At 44.9% G+C, this 2,177-nt stretch carries 3 protein-coding genes; 2 read left to right on the top strand and 1 reads right to left on the bottom strand.

The genetic code is table 11. From position 1 onward, the window contains the following. Window positions 1–216: 216 nt before the first annotated feature. Window positions 217–801 carry an IS30 family transposase gene (locus L1D47_RS20505; protein WP_239886601.1) on the bottom strand — a complete coding sequence of 195 codons (585 nt, stop codon included), beginning with the start codon at window positions 799–801 and terminating at the stop codon, window positions 217–219. Window positions 802–981: 180 nt separating this feature from the next. Here L1D47_RS20505 and L1D47_RS20500 point away from each other — a divergent pair, with 180 nt between their 5' ends. Both L1D47_RS20500 and L1D47_RS20495 read left to right on the top strand, forming a co-directional pair. Then, window positions 982–1,758: a glycosyltransferase family 25 protein gene (locus L1D47_RS20500; RefSeq protein WP_239886600.1), complete on the top strand. Its 777-nt coding sequence runs from the start codon at window positions 982–984 to the stop codon at window positions 1,756–1,758. A 38-nt stretch (window positions 1,759–1,796) separates the two neighbouring features. Then, the coding region (locus L1D47_RS20495; RefSeq protein ID WP_239886599.1) for a transposase at window positions 1,797–2,177 on the top strand (381 nt) is incomplete at its 3' end.

Genomic DNA, 2,177 nt, shown 5'->3' with positions numbered 1-2,177 from the left:
GGGCTGACGAAAAATGACTCACAGTTAGCCATGCTATTCACCTTGGCGAACCTGTTTAAAGTAGACCAGATGTTACGACGACAGCCAAGATCTGTCTGAAATCCGGGAACTGCCTGGAATTAGGTCGAAATTCGGCGTAAAACGGCAGTATGTTGGCCAAAATTGAACACTTAGCGTTCAAAAATCAGGCGGGCCGCTCAAAACCTCGCTCTATACCTAAATTGCAGGACTTGTTCGCAGTTTCCCTAGCCTGACTATCGCGCCTGTTCCTTGCTTGCCCAGAACCGTGTCAGCTTCCCAGTCTCCGAACCGCTTCTTCTTGTTCACTATGGCTGGGCGATGCTCTATGCCAACGCGATTCGGGATAATCACACGCTTCGCGCAGTTACCTTTACGGTATCTTCGGTGACTCTGGCGTAGCTGTTTGTACAGCTTGCCGCCGCATAATTTATCACGCTGGATATGACCATAAACCCACTCGTGACTGACGTTATATCCGATGATTTTACCGACACCTGCTATTTGTTCGGGACTCCACTTCTCATTGAGACCGAACTCAACAAAGGTGATGGTCAGTTCAGATACTCTTGACTTCGCGGCCTGACAACGGCGTTTTAATGCCTTCGCCTGAGCGACTTCCGGCAAGTAATGGTTATCCCGAATTCGATTGCGATTTACTTCCCGGCTGATTGTGCTGTGACTTACTTTCAGACGTTTTCCTATCTCTCGATAACTGAAACCCTCGCGTAAGTAGGCCTCAATCTGGTATCGTTGTCCCTCGAGAAACTGCTTGTAATTCATGGTAACTACTCATGTTTGTTTGGCGACGACAGAGTACCACCAACAGGCAGTTGATCTCTCCTCACCGTTTAACTATGAGTGGTGCACTTATTATCTGAATTCGGGGATCCATTAGAAGGAAATTTGTCTTGCCTGTGCTAGTATAGCGGCCTTGAAAATTAATCAGTTGGCTAAGTAAAAATGAATTTTAAGATTCTCGTTATTAACCTTGAATCCAGTGCTGACCGCATGGTGAGTATGAAAGAGCAATGTGATCGCCTTGGATTGAGCTTTGAGCGTGTGGCTGCTGTCAGGGGTACTGAGCTTTCTGCTAAGGAAAAAGGTGAGGTTTATGATCTTGATACCAATATCAGCAAATATGACAAGCTACTTAATGATGGTGAAATTGGTTGCTACATGAGTCATATGCGCTGTTGGGAAAAGATAGTTAACGATGATTTAGATTTCGCACTTGTCTTGGAAGATGATGCCATTCTCACCGATGATATGCCCAAATATTTAGAAAAGCTTGCTGATTCATTTCAAGAGTGGGATTACATCAAGTTTTCCCATGGTCGTAAGCAGAAAGAAGATGTGGCTTCGGTAGATATTGGTGACGGCCTTACATTAGGTCAGTGCATAAAGCTGCCTTCCACCACTACTGGACAATTAGTATCTAAACAAGGTGCTAAAAAGCTACTACAGCATGCACTTCCTATCGCCAGACCTATCGATATGGATATTCAATATTGGTATGAAAAATCACTGCGCTGCTTTGTTGCTAGACCTTTTCCTGTTCTCAATGGTGATTTTGGTAGTGAAATCAATAAGGTTACAGACAGGCGTGAAGTGGATAGGAATCGTGGGCGCAGAATTTGGCAAAAATTGAAATATGAATTTATGCTGCTGGTAAATAGAGGTAACCTACCTCCGTTTCCTAAACGTTTTAGGGAAGATGCGAATAAGTCCCTGATGTGAGATCATAGCTACATAGTAAATCACAGCCATTACCGCCCATGAGCCAACAGTTAACTTTTGCCGATAGTGAGTTTTCCAGCAAGCGCCGCCAGACCCGTAAAGAGATTTTCTTATCTCGGATGGACAACCTGTTACCATGGACTCAACTGCTGGAAGTGATTGAGCCCTTTTATCCAAAAGCGGGCAATGGTCGTCGTCCCTATCCACAGGAAACGATGTTCCGCATTCACTGTATGCAGCAATGGTACAGTCTGAGTGATGAGGCGATGGAAGATGCGCTTTACGAGATTGCTTCGATGCGTCAGTTTGCACAACTGTCACTGGATAAAGCCATTCCTGACCGCACTACCATTATGAATTTCCGGCACTTGCTGGAAAAACACAAACTCACTCGTAAGTTATTCCAAACGGTCAATCAA

This window comes from Shewanella sp. Isolate7, assembly GCF_022398425.1.
Classification (GTDB): Bacteria; Pseudomonadota; Gammaproteobacteria; order Enterobacterales; family Shewanellaceae; genus Shewanella.
The sequence above is the reverse complement of the archived record's forward strand: the minus strand, read 5'-3'. Positions and strand labels throughout refer to the sequence as shown.